At 71.1% G+C, this 19,324-nt stretch carries 17 protein-coding genes; all 17 read right to left on the minus strand.

The window, feature by feature from the left end:
- Window positions 1–52: 52 nt before the first annotated feature.
- Entirely contained in the window at window positions 53–874 is an 822-nt protein-coding gene (locus IE231_RS05345; protein ID WP_189692895.1) for a F0F1 ATP synthase subunit delta, read from the minus strand.
- Window positions 874–1,422 carry a F0F1 ATP synthase subunit B gene (locus tag IE231_RS05350; RefSeq protein WP_189692896.1) on the minus strand — a complete coding sequence of 183 codons (549 nt, stop codon included), beginning with the start codon at window positions 1,420–1,422 and terminating at the stop codon, window positions 874–876. Before IE231_RS05350 ends, IE231_RS05345 begins: the two co-directional genes overlap by 1 nt.
- A gap of 55 nt (window positions 1,423–1,477) precedes the next feature.
- Window positions 1,478–1,681 carry an ATP synthase F0 subunit C gene (gene atpE, locus IE231_RS05355; protein ID WP_066498570.1) on the minus strand — a complete coding sequence of 68 codons (204 nt, stop codon included), beginning with the start codon at window positions 1,679–1,681 and terminating at the stop codon, window positions 1,478–1,480.
- An 83-nt stretch (window positions 1,682–1,764) separates the two neighbouring features.
- Window positions 1,765–2,565: a F0F1 ATP synthase subunit A gene (gene atpB / locus IE231_RS05360; protein WP_189692897.1), complete on the minus strand. Its 801-nt coding sequence runs from the start codon at window positions 2,563–2,565 to the stop codon at window positions 1,765–1,767.
- Window positions 2,566–2,653: 88 nt separating this feature from the next.
- The gene (locus IE231_RS05365) at window positions 2,654–2,944 is read right to left on the minus strand and encodes an AtpZ/AtpI family protein (RefSeq protein ID WP_189692898.1); all 291 of its coding nucleotides are present in this window, start codon (window positions 2,942–2,944) and stop codon (window positions 2,654–2,656) included.
- Window positions 2,937–3,416: a hypothetical protein gene (locus IE231_RS05370; RefSeq protein ID WP_189692899.1), complete on the minus strand. Its 480-nt coding sequence runs from the start codon at window positions 3,414–3,416 to the stop codon at window positions 2,937–2,939. Before IE231_RS05370 ends, IE231_RS05365 begins: the two co-directional genes overlap by 8 nt.
- A 111-nt stretch (window positions 3,417–3,527) precedes the next feature.
- Entirely contained in the window at window positions 3,528–5,063 is a 1,536-nt protein-coding gene (locus tag IE231_RS05375) for an MraY family glycosyltransferase (RefSeq protein ID WP_189692900.1), read from the minus strand.
- A 3-nt stretch (window positions 5,064–5,066) separates the two neighbouring features.
- Complete coding sequence (locus IE231_RS05380; RefSeq protein ID WP_189692901.1) at window positions 5,067–6,998, minus strand: glycosyltransferase; 1,932 nt, start codon at window positions 6,996–6,998, stop codon at window positions 5,067–5,069.
- Window positions 6,999–7,066: 68 nt separating this feature from the next.
- Complete coding sequence (locus tag IE231_RS05385; protein ID WP_374189409.1) at window positions 7,067–7,822, minus strand: L-threonylcarbamoyladenylate synthase; 756 nt, start codon at window positions 7,820–7,822, stop codon at window positions 7,067–7,069.
- 54 nt (window positions 7,823–7,876) lie between these two features.
- On the minus strand, window positions 7,877–8,866 hold the full coding sequence (locus IE231_RS05390; protein ID WP_189692903.1) for a N5-glutamine methyltransferase family protein: 990 nt from the start codon (window positions 8,864–8,866) through the stop codon (window positions 7,877–7,879).
- The gene (prfA, locus tag IE231_RS05395; protein ID WP_189692904.1) at window positions 8,863–9,936 is read right to left on the minus strand and encodes a peptide chain release factor 1; all 1,074 of its coding nucleotides are present in this window, start codon (window positions 9,934–9,936) and stop codon (window positions 8,863–8,865) included. Before prfA ends, IE231_RS05390 begins: the two co-directional genes overlap by 4 nt.
- Before the next feature lie 97 nt (window positions 9,937–10,033).
- Complete coding sequence (rho, locus tag IE231_RS05400) at window positions 10,034–12,154, minus strand: transcription termination factor Rho (RefSeq protein ID WP_189692905.1); 2,121 nt, start codon at window positions 12,152–12,154, stop codon at window positions 10,034–10,036.
- Between the two features lie 283 nt (window positions 12,155–12,437).
- Window positions 12,438–13,463 carry a homoserine kinase gene (gene thrB, locus IE231_RS05405; RefSeq protein WP_189692906.1) on the minus strand — a complete coding sequence of 342 codons (1,026 nt, stop codon included), beginning with the start codon at window positions 13,461–13,463 and terminating at the stop codon, window positions 12,438–12,440.
- Window positions 13,460–14,614 (minus strand): threonine synthase, encoded by a 1,155-nt coding sequence (gene thrC / locus IE231_RS05410; RefSeq protein WP_189692907.1) that lies wholly within the window; start codon window positions 14,612–14,614, stop codon window positions 13,460–13,462. Before thrC ends, thrB begins: the two co-directional genes overlap by 4 nt.
- Window positions 14,614–16,044 carry a homoserine dehydrogenase gene (locus IE231_RS05415; protein ID WP_189692908.1) on the minus strand — a complete coding sequence of 477 codons (1,431 nt, stop codon included), beginning with the start codon at window positions 16,042–16,044 and terminating at the stop codon, window positions 14,614–14,616. Before IE231_RS05415 ends, thrC begins: the two co-directional genes overlap by 1 nt.
- Window positions 16,045–16,070: 26 nt before the next feature.
- Window positions 16,071–17,630, minus strand: a complete 1,560-nt coding sequence (lysA, locus tag IE231_RS05420; protein WP_189692909.1) for a diaminopimelate decarboxylase — start codon at window positions 17,628–17,630, stop codon at window positions 16,071–16,073.
- Window positions 17,631–17,633: 3 nt separating this feature from the next.
- Complete coding sequence (gene argS / locus IE231_RS05425) at window positions 17,634–19,292, minus strand: arginine--tRNA ligase (protein WP_189692910.1); 1,659 nt, start codon at window positions 19,290–19,292, stop codon at window positions 17,634–17,636.
- Window positions 19,293–19,324 lie beyond the last annotated feature (32 nt).

Below are 19,324 nucleotides of genomic sequence, written 5' to 3' on the forward strand. Positions count from 1 at the left end.
GACCTGGTTGTCTGATGCGAAGTGTGCTGATGCGGAGTCTGCTGACCCTCAGCTACGCCTGCGTTGCGAACTGCCGGCGCAGATCACCGAGCCGCGTCTCAGTCGAAGCGTCGATCACCTCGTCGCCGACAGTCACACGGAGCCCGCCGATGAGGGACGGGTCCACGCTCGTGTTGAGCTTGAGCTCGCGCCCGTAGAGACGGTTCAGTCCCGACCGGAGCCGTTCCGTCTGCTCGCCGCTGAGCGGGCGGGCGGAGGCGACCTCGGCGATCCAGCGCTTCTGGCGTCCGGCGGCAAGCTCCGCGAACTTCTCGACCAGCGCAGTCGGCTTGAGCCCGCGGGGGGCCGTGGCGGCCTGGCTGATGAGGAGCTGGGCCTCCGCCGAGGCGTTCGGGACGAGCCGCAGTGCAAGCGTCCGCTTGGCCGCGACGGTGGCCTGGGGGTCCGTCAGCGCCGCCTGGAGCTCGTGGTTGGAGTCAACGGTGCCCTTGAAGGCAAAGAGATCGTTCTCCAGCTTCTCGAGCCCGCCAACGCCGCCGGTGCCCTGCTCCGCGACCGCGATGGCCACGGTCGAGGCGAGGGTCTCGAGTGCATCGCTGATGTCCCGGGCGTCCGCCCAGCGCAGCGTCGCGAGATTCGCCGTGATCTCAACCGCGTCCGAGGACGCCTTGCCGTCCAGCAGGCTGTGCACGAGCGCCGACTTCTCGTTCCCCTCACGGGTCGGATCGGTCAGCGCCCGGCGAAGGCCGGCGGAGCCATCAAGGACGCCGAGGATGCTGAAGAGCTCGCCCGCCAGCGACAGCGGCGCCGTCGGCAGCTTCGTCTCCAGATCCTGCAGGGCCGCGGACAGCGATTCGCTCGATACTCCTGCCATTACTTCGCCGCACCTGCGTTCTGGGACTCCAGGTCAGCGAGGAAGCGGTCCACCACGCGCGCGGCGCGCGCATCGTCGTCGAGCGACTCTCCGACGATCCGACCCGCGAGGGTCGTGGCCATCGAGCCGACTTCCGAGCGCAGCGAGGAGACAGCCTGCTGGCGCTCGGCCTCGATCTGGACGTGGGCCTGCTCGGTGATGCGGGCCGCCTCGGCGGCGGCCTTCTCCTTGAGCTCGGCGAGGATCTGAGCACCCTCGGCGCGCGCCTCCTCGCGGATGCGGTTGGCCTCGGTGCGGGCGTCGGTGAGCTGCTGCTTGTATTCCTCAAGGGCGGCGGACGCCTCGGCCTGAGCCTTCTCGGCCTTGGCGATTCCGCCCTCGATGGCTTCGGCACGCTCGGCGAACGTCTTCTCGAACGCCGGGACGACGAACTTGACGACGATCCAGAGCAGGACGGCGAAGCCGACGGCGACGACCAGGATCTCCCACCAGTTCGGCATGAGCGGGTTCGCGCCCTCGGTGGCGGCGCGAACAATGAACTGATGCATGTGTTGCACCCCTCCTATCTACTCGGTTCTGGCTGTGTGCCTCGTGGGGAAAGGATCAGAGCACGAAGGCGAACACGAGGCCGAGGATCGCGAGCGCCTCGGTGAGTGCGAGGCCGAGGAACGCGATGGGCTGGAGCACACGCTGCGCCTCAGGCTGGCGGGCCACGCCGTTGATGTAGGCCGCGAAGACGAGACCCACGCCGATGGCACCGCCGATGGCGGAGAGACCGTAGCCGACGAGGTTGAGGTTGCCGGTCATTGTATTCCTTTCAGGTTGCCCAGGCGGGCAGTTTTCGTGTTCGGTTCATCCCCGGGAGGGGAATTCTTAGGTGGACGGAAGTCTCAGTGGGCGTCCGCGTGGAGCGCACCCTGGATGTAGATCGCGGTGAGCAGGGTGAAGACGTAGGCCTGGAGCACCATGATCAGGGCCTCGAGCATGTACATGGCCGTGGCACCCGCGAGGACGAGGATCGAGGTGCCCTTGAGGAGCACGCTCTCCTGGGCGATGAGGAATGCGATGCCCGAGCCGGCCAGCGCCACCACGAGGTGGCCGGCGAGCATGGTCGCGAAGAGACGGAGGCTGTGCGTCATCGGGCGGACGATGAAGTTCGAGATGATCTCGATCGGCACGACGATCGGCATGATGAACCACGGCACCCCGGCCGGGACGACCGTGAGCTTGAGGAAGCGCGGGCCGAACTTCCGCAGGCCGACCCCGATCCAGATCACGTACACGAGCCCTGCGAGGAAGTACGCGCCGCCGACATGGGACATGGTCGGCAGCTGGAAGAACGGGATGGCACCGTAGATGTTGTTCACGAGGATGAAGAAGAAGAGCGCGAACAGCAGGGGCACGAACTTCATGAAGTCGCGGCCGCCGATGATGTCCTTGCCGATCGAGTTGCGGACGAACCCGTAGAGGAACTCGCCGGCGAACTGGAGCTTGCCCGGGACGAGCTGGCCCTTGCGCGACGCCGCAACGAAGAACCAGGCGATGAAGACGACGGACAGCAGGACCATCAGCATCTGCTTCGAGAAGCCTTCACCGGCGCCCCACGGGATGATCGCCGGGAGGTGCATGTCCTCGAGGGTGGGTGGGGTGAAGGCGCCGGAGTCTCCGGCCGGAAGCGTGAGCGGGGTCAACGCGATTCCTCTCTGCAGTGTCCATCGTCGGGCAGATGCTGGGGCGAGTAGCTTTCGACCCCCACATGTGAAATTTTCGGGTGCTCCATCAGCGGCGGTCCCTCTCGGCGTCGTCGCCTGGATGCGAAGTCTTCTGCGGGCCCGTCCGGTGCGTGAAGAGCCCATGCTTCATGGTCAGGTAGATGCCGCCGGCAATCCCCACCAGAGCGCCGGCGAGCACGAGCCAGCGCGTTTTCAGGAGATTGTCCAGCCCCCACCCTATCAAACTCCAGACAACGATCCCGCCAATCACGTAGCTGAAGACGGCCATCCCGGAGTTGTAGCCGCCGTCACCCTCGGGCTGGGGTGCGGGACGGCGGGGGGACGTGTTCTCAGGCATGCGGGCCCTCCTTCTCGGCCGGCGCGTCGTCGAAGATCTGGAGACGGAGCCGGCTGAAGGCGAACAGCTCGACAGCCTGCCAGACCACCACGGTGACAATGCCGGATGCTCCGAACCACGGTCCCACAATCCCCGCGGGCCTGCCGAGCCACAGCAGCAGCGCGGCGAAGCCGACGATCTTCAGGACGTAGACGACGGCGAAGACGCCGATCGCGCCCGACGGATTGCGGCGGCCTGCGAAGTGGCCCGCGATCAGGCTGAGGGCGAAGAACGCGACCACGATGGCCGCGGCGAACAGCGAACTCCCTGCGGCGGGCGCGCCCGAGACGATGAGTCCCGCTCCGGACAGGACCACCGCAGCCGCTGCCGCGGCGGTCGAGCATTTCCACGCGAGGGAGAGCCACGGCGTGCCGCCCTGACCGGAACCGCCGACGCCGGAAGACCCTTGGGGGCCGTGCGTCACAGGGTTCATGTCATGCCAATTCGTCAGTCTCCTGCTATCAGGAGGCCGGTCGGGAGGGGGTGCGGTTCTATTCTACACGGCATAGAAGACGGGCCCGACGACGCGCGGGTGCCGGCCGCTTCAGGCGCGCCGCCGCGCCGTCGACCGCCAGCGCTGGGCCACGCCCCGCCACTGCGACGCCGCCACCGCTGCCTGCGCGAGCACCCAGACGCCCGCGCACACCACCAGCACCGTCCAGAACCACGGCTCGGCCGTCCAGGGGTTGCGGCTGACGGCGAGGAGCACGACCGCGAAGGCGATGACCTTCATCAGCACGTCGGCGACGAGCGTGCGGCGGCCGAACGGAAGGGACGGCGCCGCGAAGTGCAGGATGAGCACGGACAGCCCGCAGCACGCGATGACGACGGCGAGCCCGAGGAAGGTCGGATAGACCATCGGTACTCCGCCCGAGGCGATCCCGGCGAAGCCGAGCCCGGTGCTCGCTGCCGCCGACGCAGCGAAGGGCAGGGTGAACCGCCGGAGCCAGGCACTCGGTCGCATCCACGCTGGCCGGCTCTGGGCGGCCCCCACCGTGTCGCGGGCCCAGGGGTGAAGCGTGAGGAAGGCCAGCGCGGGCAGGACGATGGCATTCGCGACCGTGAGCGGCGCCCAGGGCACGAAGGCGTAGGCGACTCCGCCGAACGCGACGAACGTGGTCCACAGGTACATCACCGCGACGGCCTGCCGGTGGGTGTAGCCGAGGTCGAGGAGCTTGTGGTGCATGTGGCCACGGTCCGCCGAGAACGGCGAGCGTCCGCTCGCGGTGCGCCGCAGGACGGCCAGGACGAGGTCGAGGAAGGGAAGCACGAGCACCACGATCGGCAGGACCACCGGGATGAACGTGGGGATGCCCTCGGCTCGGTCGTACAGGCCCGAGGCGACCTGCCCCGTCGCGACCACGGCCCCCGTGGCCATCAGCAGGCCCAGGAGCATGGACCCGGAGTCCCCCATGAAGATCTTGGCGGGGTGGGCGTTGTGCGGCAGGAACCCGAGGCAGATGCCGACCAGGAGCGCCATGAGCAGGGTCGCCAGGTCCGTGTAGTTGGGCAGCACGGCATTGCGGTGGACCCAGTACGCGGTCAGGAAGAACGCCACGCCCCCGATCGCCGCGACGCCCGCGGCAAGGCCGTCCAGGCCGTCGACGAAGTTGATCGCGTTGACCGTGAGCACGATGACGAACACGGTCAGGCCGATCTGGAGCCAGGGCGGGTCCAGGGGGATCGAACCCAAGGGCAGGAACGTCATGCGCGGTCCCCACACGGCAACCACCATGGCGGCGGCGATCTGGCCCACGAGCTTGACCCAGCTGTTCAGGTCCACCACGTCGTCGACAGCCCCCACCGCGACGATCAGCGCCGCGCCCCCGAGGACGGCCCACGGCTGTGCCGTGTCCATGAAGATCTGGCGCACCCACAGCGTCTGCGAGGCGGCCCAGAACGCGACGGCGAATCCTGCGAGCATGGCGAGGCCGCCGAGCCTCGGCACCGTGCGCGTGTGGACGTCACGCTCCCGCACGGGAGAGACGATGCCCCAGCGGAGCGCGAGGACGCGGACGACCCCCGTCAAGGCGTAGGTGACGACCGCAGCCAGCATCGCTATGAGGACATAGAGGAACATGCGTCAGCCGACGGTCTCTCCGCGGGCTGCGGGGGCCGCTCCGGCCCCAGGCTGCGCCGGCTGCTCGGTGAATGCCTTGCGGTAGCTGCGCTTGCGCAGCTGGGTCGGCACGAGCCGGTATGCGCCGCGGACGAGGACGTTGCGGGCGAACGTGGCGGGACCGACATATCCGGCGTCGAGCAGTCGGCGCTGGAGGCGCAGCTCGGCCTCGAGCATGCGGATCCCGCCACGGCGCGAGTAGGCGCCGTCGCTGACCCGGTACAGCACGAGCGCCTCGGGGACATTCGCCCCACGGCTGCCGCTGTTGAGCATGCGGGCCCAGAGCCAGTAGTCCTCCATGCCCTCGGCGCCCGCGTAGCCGCCGGCGGCCCGTACCGCCGTGGCCCTGTACATGACGCTCGGGTGGTTGAACGGAGTGCGCAGGCCCAGCTGCGCCATGACCTCGCGATGCGAGACGGGGACCGGCCGGCTGGCCAGGGGCAGCGACTCGTCGTCGCCGATCTCGGCGATCGCCGAGCCGACAATGTCGTACCCCTGCGACAGGAGCGCCAGCTGCCGCTCGAAGCGCTCCGGCAGGGCGACGTCGTCCGCGTCCATGCGCGCCACAATCTCGTGGCGGCAGTGCGCGAGTCCCGTGTCGAGCGCCTCGGCGAGCCCCACGCCGCTGGGGAGCCGGAGCACGACGGCGGGGTGCTCGGCGGAGCTCTCGGCCTCCGTGATCACGCGCTCGATCTCCGTCCCGACCGGGCCGTCGCGGACGATCACGAGTTCGTCAGGTGCCACAGTCTGGTCGACGGTCACGGACTGGATCGCTCGGCGGACGCGCTCCGCCGCGTCTCCCGCGTAGACGGGCAGCAGGACTGAGAAGGGCGGGTGGCCCGGGTCGGAGTCTGTCGGGCCGGGCACGGGCTTGACCGCACGTGAGGCCGTCGGACGGGGCTGGAGCGCGTCTGCCGGGAGTCCGCCCGCGCCGGCCAGGACCTCACGCGTGGGACGCGGGGGGTGGTCCACCGCCTCGCGCAGCCCCGCGAGCCCCGCGCGGAGCACGACCTGAGGCCGTGGGCTTCCGAGCACCATGCGGCCCCAGCGGCGCACCGTCGAGGCGCCGTAGAGGGCCTTCTCGGCCGGAGCGAGTGCCGGCGACCGGAAGAATGTCCAGACCTTGTTGCGCACCTCGAAGCGGAACCGCTCCCCCACGTCGACCGTGAACGAGTCGAAGATCCTCGTGTGGTGCTCCACCACGGAGTCGAGGCTCGCGAGCGCCAACCGGCGACGCCCGAGGCGCATGGTGAACTCGAAGTCGTCGTTCCACAGGAAGTAGTCGGCAACGGGCAGGCCCTGGGCGCGCACGGCGTCCGCGTCGACGAACAGCGAGACGAAGGAGGCAGACCGGATCACCCGTGCGTGATGGGCGGCAGCGAACGCGCGGTCCTCGTCCGTCGCGTCCCAGCGGTCGCGCATCGTGTTCATCGGATGGTCCCGGCCGTCGGTCCAGACGACGCGGCTGGCGATGAACGCCGGGCGGTCGGTCGCAGGGTAGGCGCTCCAGAGGCGCACCGCCGCGGCGAGGGTTCCGCGCTGGGCCACGGTGTCGTCGTCCATGACCCAGAGGAGGTCGGGGCTGTGGTGCGCGAGTGCCGCCGCCATCCCGGCAGCGAAGCCGCCTGCGCCGCCTGTGTTGGCGCCGAGCCGCACGAGCTCGTAGTCGAACGGGAACTCGAGCCCGGCGAGGTACTCGGCTGAGCCGTCGGTGGAGGCGTTGTCGACCACGACCAGCGCCTCCGGCAGCCGCTCCCCCGCCGCGAGAGCCTCGAGCGAACGGGCGAGGAGCTCACGGCGGTTGTAGCTGACAACGACGGCGACGACGCGGGGCCTGTCCGCCGTCGCCGCGGCGTCGGCGCCCGCGCCGGTACCGCCGGGGGGAAGTGTGCTCATGCTGGAGGCGACCTCTGGGGAAGGAATCTGGGGTGGCAGTACGACCCTACCGAATGGCAGGAGGCGGACTAGGCGTTCGGTGCGGTGTCGCCAGCGGGCGCCTCCGGCTCCTCGGATGTCTCGGGCTCCTCGGATGTCTCGGGCTCCTCGCCCAGGCCCAGCACGTCCGGGACCACCTCGCGGAGGGCCTCGAGGCTCAGCGCGCCCTGGCGCACCACGCGCAGCCGATCGGCCGTGCAGTCCACGATGGTGGACGGGAGCCCGGCCGCTCCCCCCGGTCCTGAGCCGTTGACCGGCCGGAACCCCTCCTCGAGGTACACCTCGACGCTCTCGGCAAGCTGCTCGCGGGCCTCGGAGGCCGTCTGGGCAGCGGCATGGCCGGTGCGGTTGGCGCTCGATACGGCGAGCGGCCCCGTGATGGTGAGGAGGGCCTGCGCGAGCTCGTCGTCGGGGATGCGCAGCGCCACGGTGCCTTTCGTCTCCCCCAGATCCCACGTGAGCGACGGCTGCGCGTGCAGGATGAGCGTGAGGGGGCCGGGCCAGAACTTCTCGGCCAAGGCCCTTCCGGCGGCGGGGACCTCGGTGGCGAGGCCGTCCATGGTCTGCAGGCGCGGGATGAGGACGGGCGGCGGCATGGACCTGCCGCGGCCCTTCGCGGCCAGGAGCGTGGCGACTGCCTGCGCCGAGAAGGCGTCCGCGGCGATGCCATAGACCGTGTCGGTGGGCATCACGACGCACTGCTTCTGGGCGATCGCGCGCTGGGCGTGGGCGAGGCCTTCGGCGCGCTGTTCAGGGTCGGTGCAGTTGTAGGTCGCGGTTGTCACGGCCTCCATTCTTCCACGCGCGGCGTGGTCGGCCGGCCAGCGGGGGCCCGTCGGTCAGGCCCGGACGGCGCTCGTGGCGCGTGGGAGGCCGTTGAGGTCCCGATGGGAACGGACTCTGGACCATGCTGGGTCCGCAGACAGCAGCTGGGCGATCCGCTCGGCCTGGACTTCGGCGTGCTCCATGACGAAGAAGCCGCCACGGTGCAGGAGGCGGGCGGCGCGGGCCGCCGCCGCCAGGGGGAGCTCGAGGCCGCCCTCGGCTCCGCCGTACAGCGCCATCTCGGGGTCGTGCAGGGCCGCCTCGGGTTCCCGCGGGACCATGCCCGGCGGAATGTACGGAGGGTTCGAGACGACGACGTCGACCGTCCCCTCGAGCTCGGGGAACGCCGTGCGGAGGTCACCGAGGACGAGGTGCACGCGACCGCCGACCTCCGGCAGCGCGACGTTGCGCGACGCCCACGCGTGCGCGAGTTCGGAGAGCTCCACGGCGTGCACGACGGCGCCGGGCACCTCGTGCGCGATCGACGCCGCGATCGCTCCTGAGCCGGTCCCGAGGTCGACGACGACCGGCCGGGCGCGCGGGGCGCGATCGGCGGACGGCGCGCCGGCGCCGTCGTGCGCCGCCTGCGGGAGGTGCGCCGCGTGCGGGAAGTGCTCGGCGATCCAGTCGAGCGCAATCTGGACCACGCCCTCCGTCTCGGGTCTGGGCACGAACACCCCGGGGCCCACGGCCAGGGCGAGGTGGCGGAAGTGGGCGGTGCCCGTGAGGTGCTGCAGCGGGACGCGGCGGGCCCGCTCGGAGACGAGCTCCCAGAACTCCGCCACGACGGGCTCCGGAACGCACGAGCCGGCCATGGCGAGGGCCCGGAGGCGGCCGAGTCCGCCGTCGCCGAGGGGGTTCCTGGGGCTCCGGGCGAGCACGTGCTCGGCGAGGATCTCCGCGTCCACGCGGGGGCTCGGGCATCCGGCCTCGGCGAGGAGTGCGGCGGCGCGGCGCACGAGTGCGCCCAGGTCCTCTGACCCGGGACCGTCCCGGTCGGTCACTCGCCGAGCGCCTCGAGGCGGTGCTGCTCGTCCATGTCGATGCAGGACTGGATGACCGGGCCCAGGTCGCCGTCCATCACGGCGTCCAGGTTGTACGCCTTGTATCCGGTGCGGTGGTCGGCGATCCGGTTCTCGGGGTAGTTGTACGTGCGGATGCGCTCCGAGCGGTCCATCGTGCGCACCTGGGACTTGCGGGCCTCGGCGTTCTCGGCGTCGATCTGCTCCTGCTGGTGCGCGAGGAGGCGCGAGCGGAGCACGCGCATGGCCGCCTCACGGTTCTGCAGCTGCGACTTCTCGTTCTGCATGGCCACGACGATGCCCGTGGGGAGGTGGGTGATGCGCACGGCCGAGTCCGTCGTGTTGACGCTCTGGCCGCCGGGGCCGGAGGAGCGGTAGACGTCGATCTTGAGGTCGTTGGCGCCGATCTCGATCTCCTCGGGCTCATCGACCTCGGGGAAGACGAGCACGCCCGCCGCGGAAGTGTGGATGCGGCCCTGCGACTCCGTCACGGGCACGCGCTGGACGCGGTGCACGCCTCCCTCGTACTTCAGGTGCGCGAACACCCCCTCCGCCGGGTCGTTGGACGAGCCCTTGACGGCGATCTGGATGTCCTTGTACCCGCCGAGATCCGACTCGGTGGAGGAGAGCACCTCGGTCTTCCAGCCCTTCGACTCCGCGTACCGCGTGTACATGCGCGTCAGGTCCGCGGCGAACAGCGCGGCCTCGTCGCCGCCCTCGCCGCCCTTGACCTCGAGGATCACGTTGCGGGCGTCGTTGGGGTCACGCGGGATGAGGAGGCGGCGCAGCTTCTCCTGCGCCGCCTCGTGCGTTGCCTCGAGGTCCGGCACCTCGGCGGCGAAGTCAGGATCCTCCGCGGCCATCTCCCTGGCGGCGTCGAGATCGTCGCCGAGCTGCTTCCAGCGGTTGTAGGCCTCGACGATGCCGTTGAGCTCCGCGGAGCGCCGGCCGAGCTTCCGCGCGAGCGCCTGGTCCTGGTAGACCGCGGGGTCGCTGAGGCGCTTCTGGAGCTCGGCGTGCTCGTCCAGAAGCCCGTGCACGGACTCGAACATGTCTGGGGGCCTTTCGAAGGGGTGGGAGGGAGAGGGATGCAGCACGACGACGGCGGCCGGCGCCCGTGGTCACGGGCGCCGGCCGCCGTCTGGGGCGCTAGTGGCGGTCGTTCTCGCCCTTGCCGGCGAGCGTCGTCTTCTGCACCTGGAGGAGGAACTCGGCGTTCGAGCTCGTGTCCCGGATCTTCGTGGTGAGCAGCTCGAGGGCCTGCTGCGTGTCGAGGCCGGAGAGCACGCGGCGCAGGCGCCACATGATCTTGACCTCCTCCGGGGAGAGCAGATTCTCCTCACGGCGCGTGCCGGACGCGTTGACGTCCACGGCCGGGAAGATGCGCTTGTCTGCCAGGGCGCGGGAGAGGCGGAGCTCCATGTTGCCGGTGCCCTTGAACTCCTCGAAGATGACCTCGTCCATCTTGGAGCCCGTCTCGACGAGCGCGGTGGCGAGGATCGTCAGCGAGCCGCCGTTCTCGATGTTGCGCGCCGCGCCGAAGAAGCGCTTCGGCGGGTAGAGCGCGGCCGAGTCGACGCCGCCGGAGAGGATGCGGCCCGAGGCGGGCGCCGCGAGGTTGTACGCGCGGCCCAGACGGGTCATCGAGTCCAGGAGCACCACGACGTCCATGCCCATCTCCACGAGGCGCTTGGCGCGCTCGATCGCGAGCTCGGCGACCGTGGTGTGGTCATCGGCGGGACGGTCGAAGGTCGAGGCGATGACCTCGCCCTTCACCGAGCGCTGCATGTCCGTGACCTCTTCGGGGCGCTCGTCCACGAGCACCATCATGAGGTGCACCTCGGGGTTGTTCGTGGTGATCGCGTTCGCGATGGACTGCAGGATGAGCGTCTTGCCGGCCTTGGGCGGGGAGACGATCAGGCCGCGCTGGCCCTTGCCGATCGGGGCCACGAGGTCGATCACGCGGGGCCCGATCTTCTTCGGGTCGGTCTCGAGGCGCAGGCGTTCGGAGGGATAGAGGGGGACGAGCTTGGTGAACTCGACGCGGCCCTTCATCTCCTCGGGGCTCTTGCCGTTGACGCTCGTGACGCGCACGAGGGCGTTGAACTTCTGGCGGTTGCCATGGCCCTGGCGGCCGCCCTGGCCCCCGCCCTGGCTGTCCTCGCCCTCGCGGGGGGCGCGGATCGCGCCCACGACCGCGTCGCCCTTGCGCAGGCCGTGCTTCTTGACCTGGGTGAGCGGGACGTAGACGTCGTTCGGGCCCGGGAGGTAGCCCGAGGTGCGGATGAAGGCGTAGTTCTCGAGGACGTCGAGGATGCCGGCCACGGGAAGGAGGACGTCGTCCTCGCTCACCTCGGTCTCGTCGACCTCGGGGCCCGCATTGCGGCCGCGGCGGCGCTCGTTGCGGTCACGGAAGCGCTCGTTGCGGCCGCCCTGGTGGGCCTGCTGGGAGTCGTCGCGGTCGCGGCCACGGCGGTTACGGCGCGACCGGCGCGAGCCGCCCTCCTCGCCGTCGCCCTCGTCGCGGCGGCGCTCCTGCTGGCCGTGCTCCTGCTGGCCACGGCGCCCGCGGCCCTCGCCGGACTGGTCATGGCGAGCCGGCGCCTCGGCCTGCTCCTTGGGGGCCTGCTCGGCCGACTCGCTGCGCTCCTCGCGGGAGGCAGGGGCCTCGGCGGTCGCCTCGGAGGCTTCGGCGCGGCGGTTGCGGTTGCGCGTGCGGCTCGGACGGGTCGCCTGCTCGGAGGCCTGCTCGCCTGCCGCTGCCTGCGGCTGCGCCGTGGGCTCCTCGTGCTGGACGGGCGCGGGCGCCTCAGTCGCTGCCGGAGCCGTTGCCGCCGGAGCGGTCTCCTCGGCAACCGGACCAGCGGCCGGGGTCACGATCCCGTCGCTGCCGGCGCGGCGGCGCGTGCGGCGTGCACGGGGGGCAGCCTCGGGCTCAGCAGGCGCCGGGGCGGAAGCGGCCGCAGGAGCGGGAGCGGACGCCGGAGCGGGAGCGGTCTGGGCGTCCACGGCCTGGGTCTCGGGCAGCGCGCCCTGGACCGGAGCCTCGGCAGCGCTGCGGCGCTGCTGGGACGGGCGGCCCACGGGCTCGCCCTTCTGGTGTGCGGTAATCGCTGCGACGAGGTCACCCTTGCGCATGCGGGAGCCACCGGTGATGCCCAGCTGGGACGCCAGGGCCTGCAACTGCGCAAGCTTGAGGCCGGCGATCCCCTTGGACTCCGACGCGGAGGAGGCTTCCACTGCTGGGTTCAGCTCAGTGGTCTGTGTCACGGACGGTCCTTCCGGAATCGATGCGACGGCACTCGTGGCCGACGCATCGTGGTCGTGGCCGCCGGCTAGAGCAGCGGCCAGGCTGGTGCACTGCGGGGCCAGATGGCCGGGCAGGGCTGTAATCATTCAGCCCGCCCCGAGCGTGCGGGGTCTTGGGTGCTGTCTACGGGACAGCCGTGAACAGCGAGACCGGCTGCAGAGCTGGAGGGGCGGCACCCAGACCGGGAAGCTGGATCCGGTCCGTGAGATCAGGGAACCCGTGGAATCAGGGATACTCGAGACTTCACCCTGGGTGCACGTCTACTCTAGCACCTTCGCGGTCAACAGTTAGCCTCAGCACACGCCAGCGTGTCGCGCGCTCCTCGCCCAGCGCCGTCTCCCCGGGCAGGCCGACCGGCTCGCCATCCGCTGCGTGCGCGAAGCGCTCGACCGCGGCCTGCACCTCGTCCGCCTCGGCGGCCCCCGCCGCGAGGGCAAGCACCGTGGGACCTGCACCGGAGACGACGGCCGCGTGCCCTTGGGCGCGGAGCTGGGCAATGAGCTGCGCGCTGGGCTCCATCGCGCTTGAACGGTAGCTCTGGTGGAGGAAGTCTTCGGTGGCCGGAAGGAGCAGGGACGGATCCCGCGTGAGGGCGTGGACGAGCAGCGCCGCGCGGCCCGCGTTGGCGGCGGCCGCCCCGTGCGGGATCGACGAGGGCAGGAGCGAGCGTGCAAGCTCGGTCGAGAGCTCGTAGTCCGGGATCGCCACGATGGGCACCACCTCCGGTGCCACCTGAGCGACGGCCGTGTGGAAGTCGTCGCCGTCCTGCCAGGAGAGGGCGAGCGAGCCGTAGATCGCGGGCGCGACGTTGTCCGGATGGCCCTCGATCTCGCTGCAGAGCTGCAGCGCCCACGCGCGGTCGGGCCGGTCGGCGGGATCGACGAGGGCCGCTGCCGCGAGGACGGCTGCGACCGTCGCGGATGCTGAGGACCCGAGCCCCCGCCCGTGCGGGCTCACGTTCTCGGCGGTCAGCTTCAGGCCCGAGCGGGCGTAGCCGAGGCGGGCGAGCGCGGCGTCGAGCGTGCGGACCACGAGATGCGACTCGTCGCGCGGCAGCGTGTCGGCCCCCTCGCCCGTGAGGTCGAACGTGAGCCCGCCCTCGCCGGCCGTCTCGACCGTGACGGTGTCGTAGAGGGCGAGGGCCAGGCCCAGGCTGTCGTAGCCGGGGCCCAGGTTCGCGCTCGTCGCAGGGACGCGGACGCTCACCCGCTGTCCCGGTGCGACGAGGCGCAGACCCGCATCGGAGCGCGGCTCGCTGACGGCGGTCATGAGGCGGCGGACTCCAGCCCCAGCGCCGCGGCCACGCTCACCACGTCGTTGCCGACCTTGACCGGCTCGACGTCCTCGCCGGCAGCCGTCTTCAGGGCCCACTGGGGGTCCTTGAGGCCGTGCCCCGTGACGGTGCACACAATGGTCTTGCCCTGCGGGACCTTCCCGGCCTCGTGCATCTTGAGCAGTCCCGCCACCGAGGCGGCCGAGCCGGGCTCCACGAAGACGCCCTCCTTGGAGGACAGCCAGCGGTGCGCGGAGAGGATCTCGTCGTCGCTCACCGCGTCGATGAGGCCGCCGGACTCGTCGCGGGCCGCGACGGCGGTCTCCCACGAGGCGGGGTTGCCGATCCGGATCGCCGTGGCGATCGTCTCGGGGTGCGTGATGGGGTGGCCCGCGACGAACGGCGCGGCGCCGGCGGCCTGGAAGCCCCACATCATCGGCAGCCGGGTGGACACCGCCGGGAGCGTGCGGGGCTCGGCCGGTGCGCTGTCCGCGCCGTCGGCTCCGCCCTTCGGGAAGGAGTACGTGGTCTCCGTCGCGTACTCCTTGTAGCCCTTCCAGTAGGCGGAGATGTTGCCGGCGTTGCCCACGGGCAGCACGTGGATGTCAGGCGCGTCCCCGAGGGCATCCACGATTTCGAAGGCGGCCGTCTTCTGGCCTTCGATGCGGGCGGGGTTGACGGAGTTGACGAGGAACACGGGGTAGGTGTCGGCGAGCTTGCGCGCGATCTCGAGGCAGTCGTCGAAGTTCCCGTCGACCTGGAGCAGCGTGGCACCGTGGGCGATGGCTTGGCTCAGCTTGCCCATCGCGATCTTGCCCTCGGGCACGAGGACGGCACACGTGAGGCCCGCCGACGTCGCGTACGCGGCGGCGGAGGCGGACGTGTTGCCCGTGGACGCGCACACCACGGCCTTGGCGCCCGCCTCGACGGCGGCCGTCATCGCCATCGTCATGCCCCGGTCCTTGAAGGACCCCGTCGGGTTCATGCCCTCGACCTTGAGGTAGACGGTCGAACCGGTCAGCTCGGAGAGCTTCTGCGCGTGGACGAGGGGCGTCCCCCCCTCGCCCAGGGTGATGATGCGCGTGGACTCGGTGACCGGCAGGCGGTCTGCATACTCGCGGATGACTCCGCGCCACTGGTGGGCCACTAGACTCCTTCGACTCGCAGGACGCTCGTCACGGATTCGACGACGTCCAGGTTCTTGATGTCGGCCACGGTCGCCGCGAGGGCGGCCTCCGTGGCCCGGTGCGTCACGAAGCGCAGCTCCGCGCGCGAGGCGCCCTCGCCTCGGCCGGCGGGATCCTTGTCCGCCGCCGCGCCCGCGCCGCCGGCCTTCTCCGTGCCGTGGATCTGCTGGCGCATGGTCTCGATCGACACGCCATGCTGGGCGAACACGGAGGCCACACGGGAGAGGACGCCCGGCTGGTCGGCCACCTCGAGGCCCACGCTGTAGCTCGTGGTGATGCTCTCGGGACCCACGATCGGCAGCACGCGCGTCGCCGTCCCGGCGCGGCCCGGCGAGCCCGCGACGATGCGGCGGGCGGTCGTGACGACGTCGCCCATGATCGCCGACGCCGTGGGCGCGCCTCCCGCGCCCGCCCCGTAGAACATGAGGGAACCGGCGTTCTCAGCCTCGACGAAGACGGCGTTGTACGCCCCGTGCACGGCGGCGAGCGGGTGGGTGCGGGGAAGCAGCGTCGGGTGGACGCGCACGCTCACGCCCTCGCCCTTCCCGGTGCCCGCCCCATGCGCGCCGTCGGCGACGAGCTCGGCGATGGCGAGGAGCTTGATGGTCATCCCGGCATCCTGCGCGGCCGCGATGTCCGCGGCGCTGACCTTCGTGATGCCCTCGCAGCGCACGTCGTCGAGCGAGACGCGGGTGTGGAACGCGAGCGAGGCGAGGATCGCGGCCTTCGCCGCCGCATCCAGACCCTCGACGTCGGCGGTGGGATCCGCCTCGGCATAGCCGAGCCGCTGGGCTTCCGCCAGGACGTCGGCGAACTGGGCGCCGGTGGTGTCCATGGAGTCGAGGATGAAGTTCGTGGTGCCGTTGACGATCCCGAGGACCCGGGTGATGCGGTCGCCGGAGAGGCTCTCGCGGATGGGCCGGATGATCGGGATGGCCCCGGCAACGGCCGCCTCGAAGTTCAGCTCCGCGTCGTTCGCATCCGCCTCGTCGAACAGGGTCGCGCCGTCCTGCGCGAGGAGGGCCTTGTTGCCGGTGACCACGGAGGCCCCGTGGCGCAGCGCCGCGAGGATATGGGTGCGGGCGGGCTCGATCCCGCCCATGAGCTCGATGACGAGGTCAGCGCGGGCCACGAGCCCCTCGGCGTCCGTCGTGTAGAGCTCGCGCGGCAGCTCCACGTCCCGCGGCGCGCCGACGTTGCGCACAGCGATCCCGGCCAGTTCCAGACGGGCACCGGCGCGCGCGGTGAGCGCCTCGGCGTCGTCCAGGAGGATGCGTGCCACCTGGGAGCCGACCGTCCCGCCGCCCAGCAGCGCGACCGTGAGCACGCGCTCGGCCCCGGCGTCCTGCCGCTGCGCAGCCGCCAGCTGCGCCTCACTCGTCGAGGTCATAGTCTCTCCGTTCTCCCGCATGCGGGTTACACTCCCATATCGCGCGAGAGCAGGTCGTCTTCGGTCTCGGGGCGCACGATCCAGCGTGCGTCGCCGTCCCGGACGGCCAGCACGCCCGGGCGCGCGAGGTAGTTGTAGTTGCTCGACAGCGCCCAGCAGTAGGCACCGGTCCCGGGGACGGCCAGCAGGTCGCCCGCGCGCACATCGGCCGGCAGGTACGCGTCGCGGACCACGATGTCCCCGCTCTCGCAGTGCTTGCCGACGACCCGCACGAGCTGCGCTGGGGCGTCGGAGGTGCGGTTGGCGAGCACCACCGAGTAGTCGGCGTCGTAGAGGACCGGCCGCGGGTTGTCGCTCATGCCGCCGTCCACCGAGACGTAGCGGCGCACCGCCGTCACCGCCTCGCCCGATGCCGGCAGGTCCCCGACTGGTACATCAACGACGACGTCCTTGATCGTCCCCACCTCGTACAGGGTGAAGGTCGTCGAGCCGACGATTGCCCGGCCCGGCTCGATCGAGATTCGCGGGGCCGTGATGCCCAGCTCCGCACAGGTCTCGCGCACGACGCCGGCGAGCGCCTCCGCGATCTCGGCCGGCGGTCGGGGCGTGTCCCCCGGCACATAGGCGATGCCATAGCCGCCGCCCAGGTCGAGCTCGGGCAACGCGACCCCGTAGGAGGAGCGCATGTCGGCGACGAACCGCAGGAGCTTCACCGCGGCGGCCTCGAATCCCTCAGGCTCGAAGATCTGCGATCCGATGTGGCAGTGGACGCCGAGCAGCTCGATGCTGTCGTGGCCGGCGGCCGCAGCGACCGCCTCCTCGGCCATGCTCGCAGCGCCCTCGGGCGCCCCTTCGGCGCCCGCACCGCTGAACCCCGGGCTCGCGGTGCCCGGCGCCATCGACAGGCCGAACTTCTGGTCCTCATGGGCAGTGGCGATGAACTCGTGCGTGTGCGCGTGGACGCCGGGAGTGAGCCGGAGCATCACCTTGGCCCGGGGCGCCTCCGATCCGTCCGGTGCTGAGCCGGGGGTATCCGTCCCCCGGTCAGCAGCGATGCGGGCCACGCGCTCGAGCTCGTCGAGGCTGTCGACGATGATCCGGCCCACGCCGTAGTCGAGCGCACGGCGGATCTCGGCGTCCGACTTGTTGTTGCCGTGCAGGCCGATGAGTTCCCCCGGCGTCCCGGCGCGCTGGGCCACGGCCAGCTCGCCGCCCGAGGCTGTGTCGAGCCGGAGGCCCTCCTCGCGGACCCACGCGGCGACGGCCGTGCACAGGAAGGACTTGCCTGCGTAGTAGACGTCCACTCCCCCGCAGACATCGGCGAACGCGGTGTCGAATGACTGCTTGAAGGCCCGGGCGCGGGCCCGGAAGTCGGACTCGGACAGGACGAACACCGGCGAGCCGAACCGGGTCTTGATCTCCCCGACGGCGAGGCCGGCGAGGGTGAGTCCGCCGCTGGGGCCCCGCTCGGCGTCGTGCGCCCAGAGCGCGGGGGCGAGCCGGTTGAGGTCCGCCGGGATTCCCAGCCACTCGGGGGCCAGCGGCGAGGGCGCCGCGGAGGCGGCGCTGAGGGTCGTCTCGGGCACGGACTACATCCTTTCCGGTGCGGAGACACCGAGGAGGTCCAGGCCGTTGGCGAGGACCTGGCTCGTGGCGTCGTTGAGCCACAGGCGGGTGCGGTTGAGGTCGGTGACCTCCTCGTCGCCCTGGGGCGAGATGCGGCAGTTGTCGTACCAGGAGTGGTAGGCGCTCGCGATCGACTCGAGGTGCCTGGCCACGCGGTGCGGCTCGCGGAACTCGGCGGCCTTCGCCACGATCGAGGGGTATGCGGCCAAGTGCGCGAGGAGGTTGCCCTCGGTCGGGTGGGTGAGCAGCGCGCCGTCGAACGCGTCGCGGCCGTCCACGGTGCGTGCCACGCCCGCAGCCTCGGCGTTGCGGGCCGCGCCGCGAGAGCGCGCATGGGCGTACTGGACGTAGAACACCGGGTTCTCGTTCGAGTTCTTCCTCAGGAGCTCGGGGTCGAGCGTGAGCGGCGAGTCGGCGGGGTAGCGTGCGAGCGAGTAGCGCACCGCGTCCTTGCCGAGCCACTCGATGAGGTCCTTGAGCTCGATGATGTTGCCCGCGCGCTTGGACAGCTTCGCACCGTTCACCGAGACGAGCTGGCCGATGAGGATCTCGATGCTCGCGTCCGGGTCGTCACCGGCGCAGGCCGCGATGGCCTTGAGGCGGTTCACATAGCCGTGGTGGTCGGCTCCGAGGAGGTAGACCTTCTCGGGGAACCCGCGGTCCTTCTTCGAGAGGTAGTAGGCGGCGTCGGCGGCGAAGTACGTGGGCTCCCCGTTCGCGCGGATGAGGACGCGGTCCTTGTCATCGCCGAAGTCGGTGGTGCGCAGCCAGACGGCGCCCTCCGAATCGAAGACATGGCCCTGCTCGCGCAGGCGCTTCACGGCTCCCTCGATAGCCCCCGAGTCGTGCAGCCCGTCCCGCTCGGAGAAGTAGACGTCGAACGTGACGCCGAACTCGGCGAGCGTGGCGGTGATGTCCTTCATCTGTGCGGCGTAGGCGGCCTCACGGACCACGGGCAGCGCGGCCTCGTCCGTGAGTTCTCGCACGTCCGGGTGCTCTGCGAGGACCTCGTGGCCCAGATCCGCAATGTACTGGCCCGGATAGCCGCCCTCCGGCACCTCGCGCCCGCGGATCCTGGACAGGACGGAGTTGGCGAAGACGTTCATCTGGTTGCCGGCGTCGTTGATGTAGTACTCGCGGGTCACGTCCGCCCCCGAGGCCTTCAGGACCCGGGCGATCGAGTCGCCGAGCGCCGCCCACCGGGTGTGGCCGATGTGGAGGGGACCGGTGGGGTTCGCCGAGACGAACTCCATGTTCACCACGTGCCCGGCGAGCGCCTCGTTCGTGCCGTAGGCCCGGCCGGCCTCGACGATGGCCTTGGCGAGGGCCCCGGCGGCAGCGGCGTCGAGGGTGATGTTCAGGAAGCCCGGGCCGGCCACGTCCACCGAAGCGATCCCGTCCACGGCGCTGAGCCGCTCCGCAAGGATGTCCGCGAAGGCGCGCGGTGCCATCCCGGCCTTCTTGGCCAGCTGGAGGGCAATGTTCGTGGCCCAGTCGCCGTGCTCCCGGTTCTTGGGGCGCTCCACTCGGATACCTTCCGGCACGTCCACAGTGATCTCGCCGGCGCGGACGGCGTCGGCGAGGCAGGCAGAGAGAGCGGCGGAAAGTTCTTCGGGAGTCACCCCCCTAGCCTACCGGCGCCGTGCGCGCGCGC

This window comes from Sinomonas cellulolyticus, assembly GCF_014656475.1.
Lineage (GTDB): Bacteria > Actinomycetota > Actinomycetes > Actinomycetales > Micrococcaceae > Sinomonas > Sinomonas cellulolyticus.